Genomic DNA, 4866 nt, shown 5'->3' on the forward strand with positions numbered 1-4866 from the left:
CCAGAACCTGCCTGCATTCAAAGTCATCATCGACGCTCTGCGATACCGTGGGTAGAGAAATACAACGTCATGCTCTGGCTCAGAGAAATCGTTTAGCGGGGTCTCAAAAATGGTCTTGCCGGGATTTCCGGTCCCTCCCACACTTTTCGGGCCGCGTTTTTAATTCGATCTTTATCGATGTCGGATGTCAGAGAATGTTCTGCTCGGCTCAAAGCGTCCTTCGAATGCCGCAAGGCGTTTAGTTTGTACCGTTCGCCATTAAAGCGAGCCAGTATACCAAAAGCTTTCTGCAACCGGAGTCCGACTTCCACAAGTCCGGCGCCATCGCGGCCGATAGGCGTAAACAAATCATCAAACAAGTCGTCTATTATCAAAGGCTTTAAGAAAACCTCAGGATAATCGATCTTATTTTCAATCTCGATCGGTTCGTTCCAAACAGCCAGAATACGCAAGGCCCGCGCAATCACGTCGATCGCGGTGCCTGGGTCATTTACTGCCGGCGATAACGCTCGAGAAGCGATTTCTGCAAGTACGGTAGCACCGAACCGGGGATCCTGATCAAACGATCGGCTCTCACCAATTGTGATACAGTTCTTAATGGCGTCCGAATGATCTGAAGGATCGGGACAGTTTAACCACCCTACCGGTTCGGTAGGAGCGACCAGTAGTCCAGGGATCACTCGAAGAAAAATTCTTCCTTGAGCTTTCGCAGCAATAGCCGACAAACGTGCTGCATCAATATGTTGAACGTAACCGATTTGTGGCACAGAAATGGGCATTGCATTTTGAGTTAGCCCGGAGGTACCGTCCCATATCTGACAGCCCAAATTAGGCTTGCGATGCCAGGTACGCATTGCGGCAATTGCTACTTTTTCCACCCGCTGAGTTGTTTCTGCGACGCGGCCCAGTTTCGCCAGGTGATCAATCCATCTCAGTAACGTGATGACAATGACTGCTATCACAATGATGGTGACCAGAAACAGGATCGCCCGACCACTGTCCCCATACGCTCCAGTACTGAGTGCAATAATTCCCACCAAGCTGAACAGGAATGCTCCAACAAATGTCGAAAGCATATTTTGTGTTGAGCTATCTTCCATCACCAACTTTGTGGCGCGAGGTGTCACATTATTGGTAGCGGCAGAATATGCGGATACCATCGTGCTCAGCGAAAATGTTGTAACCGTTAGCATACTCGTTGCTAATATGCCGAGCACATTATCAACCGCATCTGCACCTATCCTTGTGGACAGATCAGCCGGAATATACGGCTTTAATACAATCGCCAACAGAGCCGTCACAATTGCCAGCACAGAAAACAACGACGCTCGAAACCAAATGCGTCGCGTTATCTGGGATGACAGCCATAAAACTCGGGAACTCGACAATTCACGCCTCTCAAAGTTTAGTATTTCCAGACAGCATGAAATCCTGTGAAACTAATCTTGAAACACCGTGGCATTCGTGCGTGCATGATATGTGACCTGCGGATAGGGAATTGATATCCCGGCATCGTCAAGGCGCAATTTGACTGCTTTTGTTGTCGTACGCACGACGTCCCAGTAGTGCTCACTTGCTACCCAATAACGGCAACAGACAACCACGGCACTGTCGCCCAGCTCATCCACAAAGTACACCGGATCCGGGGTGGACTGTACACCAGCCTGGTTAATTATAACGTCTCTGATAATCGAAAATGCGGCTTCAATGTTATCGTCGTAACCGATGCCGACTTTGAAATCATGCATTCTGTTTTTCAATCGGCTATAGTTAATTACCGGCGTGTTCCACAACGTTGAATTGGGCGCCATCACATAAAGCCCGTCATAAGTCTTAAGTTCGGTTGTGAATAGTCCTATTTCTTCGACCGTACCGACCACTTCACCAGCACTGATATATTCTCCCACGCGGAACGGTCGAAGAACTAACAGCATTATCCCAGCGGCAATGTTCTGTAAGGTGCCCTGCAGTGCCAAGCCGATTGCCAGACCAATTGCACCCAGAGCCGCGAGGATGGATGCTGTCTGCACACCGAACTGGCCCAGCACCATCACCAAGATGATTGCCAGCACGCCGTATCGAATAACGCCACCGAAAAATTTCGCAATGGTTTGATCCAGCCCGCGCACTGCTGATAAAGAGGCAACGGCCCAGCGTTGCAGTAAACCAGCAATAAGCCAGCCAACGCAAAGAATAATAACCGCACCAAACGTTGATAACGAATACCGTATCAATAATTCATATAAATGAATGAGAAATTGATTTGTATTATTGAATAATTCAGAAGCTTGCTCTTCCATTTTTCCCGCATAGTATTTGTTGAAATCATTGTGATACAGCATTGTATCGCTATACGAAAATTTTGCGATATGGAAATCAAATTTAATATTAGATGAAGCAGCATGGGCGGATTTCTTATCTGGGTCTTCGAGACTAGAACCATTGTTCGTGTCTTATTCACGATCCTTTTCGCAGCAGTTCAACGAAATTGGGAATATCAACCGAGACTGCCAAACATGTCCCCAGCGGCGTTGCGTAGCTATGCACATAGCAACCCGAGCTTGCCGGGATTGCCAACATGTACAGAACAACTTTCGCGGCGCGCTTTCTGGAAGTGATCGGCCAAACCCCACTTGATTATCTCACGAGTTGGCGAATGCAGCTTGCAGCAGATTTGCTCCAATCCGCAGATGGCTTCGATGTCCTCCGTTCCCGTTCAGTCTCATGGTAGCAAACCCGATTGAAGTTTCCTTGCTGCCATCAACTCTTGACCGGCAATCAAAGTGCCAAGTTCCGAGAAATGAGAATTGGGAAGGCGGGAACGGATGCTGCCTCTTTGGTATGAGCTCGTTCCCACCGCTTCGAATTATGCCTTAACAGTTATTGGCTTTTTGGCTCGCACCAACAATGCCCCGCAAAGGCCAATCACCGCAACAAGGATTATGTAGAGTGCAGGGGACGCTTTGTTGCCTGTTGTTGCAATCAGATAACTCACAACAAGGGGAGACAGGCCGCCAAAAAAGGTGGGTGGTATGTTATATGCAAATGACAGACCGGTCGTGCGTACTTCAGTGGGATAAAGCTGTGCAACGATCGCACCGGACAAGCCGGTAATAATGGCCAGCGGCATCGACAGAAGGACAGTAAGAATAATGAGCTTTTCACCTGTCGGGTTCTCGATGATCCAGGCAAAGAGCGGGAAAGCGAGAATAGCCAAAAGCACCATTCCGGATGCCATCACGGCTGTCGGCTTGAAGAACCGGTCAGCGAGATAACCAATTATGGGGGATATGATTATCATGACGAAGCCCCCAAGCGCCGAGCTCGCGAATTTCACTTCCCCTGATATTCCAAGCTCGCGGCTGGCAAACGTTGGCATATAGACCAATAGGAGATAGAACGTCACTGTACCTGCTGTGTTGATCATCAGTGCTCCAGTGGTCGTTCGAAGATGCTCTCCAAAAACGCTGGCAAGCGCGGCTTTGGCCGACAGGCGTTTAGAATCTACAAACTCTTTTGTTTCATCGACGTTGCGGCGGATGTAATATCCAATCGGTCCAATTAAGAGCCCCAACAGAAACGGCACACGCCAGCCCCAGCTCTCCAGGGTTTCCGGACTTAAATACAATGTCATCATCGAGCCTATTATCCCAGCCATGACAATGGCCAGCATGGTGCTCGCTACTTGAAAGCTCGCATATAAGTTTTTCCGATTTTGAGGTGCTTTTTCAACGAGAAAGGCAATAGCGGAGCCATATTCTCCAGACGATGCAAACCCCTGAAGAAGACGGGCGACCACAATCATGACGGCACCAGTCCAACCGGCAGTAGTGTACACTGGTGCAAAGCCGATCGCGGCGGTGCCGATAACCATCAACCAAATTGTTACAATCATGGATTGTTTGCGGCCGTAGCGGTCTGAATATAGACCGAATACGATGCTCCCAACCGGACGGACGACGAATCCAAGCCCAAATGTCGCAAGTACGAGCAACAAGGAGGTGAACTCATCTCCTGCCGGAAAGAAGAGCTTTGCCAGCAGCGTGGCAAAATATCCATATATAATGAAATCAAACCATTCAAATGCGTTACCAAGTGAAGCGGCTATAACCTCATGAAATTTGGTGGTAGTTCTCTTTTTAGTGTCTGCATATGGGTCTTTTAAGACACGACTATTCATTTCGTTCCCCTTAATCCTGGAAAATTGTTTGTTTTATTTGCCCAGGATCAGATCGGACAGTTGGACGGGACCTCCGGTAAGAAGCTGATTTCCATCCTCTGTCGTTACAATCGTGTCAGAATGACGAAAGCCGCCAACACCTGGAAGATATATGCCTGGTTCAATAGTGAAGGACATTCGTGGCTCAATCATTCGGTCATAACCATCCGCCAGAAACGGCGCTTCATGACCCGTTACACCCATGCCGTGACCCGTCCGGTGAAGAATATTATCACCATATCCTTCTCGTGCGAGCAGCGCGATCACTTGCTGATCAACGTAACTCATCAGATTTCCCGGAACAGTCAGCTCCAGCGCCAGTTCGCGTGCTTTAACCATGGCTTCAAATGGGCGCTTTGCTGTTTCTGGGACTGTTTCAATGAACCATGTTCGTTCAACCTCAGCACCATAGCCGTTGATGGTCCCAGCAATAATAGAGACATGCGGTCCGCCGCGCGCCATTTTCATGTTGGTGTTGGAGAAGTTGTGAGGATCGTGCGACACGTCTCCTGGTTGGAATACCGATATCAATTTGGTTGCGAGCGGATTGATATGTTGATTTGTACTGAGAAGTGACCCGGCATTTGCGCCGAGAATTGACCCGCCTGTTAGTTATGTTTCGGGTCGATAGTAGTGGTCAAGTTCCT

Annotated in this window: 4 protein-coding genes; all 4 read right to left on the minus strand. The window is 48.7% G+C overall.

Annotated features, from left to right (window positions below):
- Positions 1–92: 92 nt before the first annotated feature.
- The 4 genes from FHW00_RS24265 to FHW00_RS24280 all read right to left on the minus strand — a co-directional run bounded on the left by FHW00_RS24265 (position 93) and on the right by FHW00_RS24280 (position 4723).
- Positions 93–1388, minus strand: coding sequence for a DUF2254 domain-containing protein (locus FHW00_RS24265; RefSeq protein ID WP_445558041.1), 1296 nt, complete (start codon positions 1386–1388; stop codon positions 93–95).
- A 51-nt stretch (positions 1389–1439) separates the two neighbouring features.
- Positions 1440–2342, minus strand: a complete 903-nt coding sequence (locus FHW00_RS24270; RefSeq protein ID WP_445558040.1) for a mechanosensitive ion channel family protein — start codon at positions 2340–2342, stop codon at positions 1440–1442.
- Between the two features lie 524 nt (positions 2343–2866).
- Positions 2867–4180, minus strand: a complete 1314-nt coding sequence (locus tag FHW00_RS24275) for an MFS transporter (protein ID WP_078341342.1) — start codon at positions 4178–4180, stop codon at positions 2867–2869.
- A gap of 33 nt (positions 4181–4213) precedes the next feature.
- Positions 4214–4723, minus strand: coding sequence for a M24 family metallopeptidase (locus FHW00_RS24280; RefSeq protein ID WP_078341341.1), 510 nt, complete (start codon positions 4721–4723; stop codon positions 4214–4216).
- Between the last annotated feature and the right edge of the window lie 143 nt (positions 4724–4866).

It is taken from the genome of Ochrobactrum sp. P6BSIII (assembly GCF_014138065.1).
GTDB lineage: Bacteria > Pseudomonadota > Alphaproteobacteria > Rhizobiales > Rhizobiaceae > Brucella.

What these genes read in the sequence shown, in the direction of transcription:
- FHW00_RS24275 (WP_078341342.1), bottom strand. Translation starts at nt 4,180, where the DNA reads ATGAATAGTCGTGTCTTAAAAGACCCATATGCAGACACTAAAAAGAGA.
- FHW00_RS24270 (WP_445558040.1), bottom strand. Translation starts at nt 2,342, where the DNA reads ATGCTGTATCACAATGATTTCAACAAATACTATGCGGGAAAAATGGAA.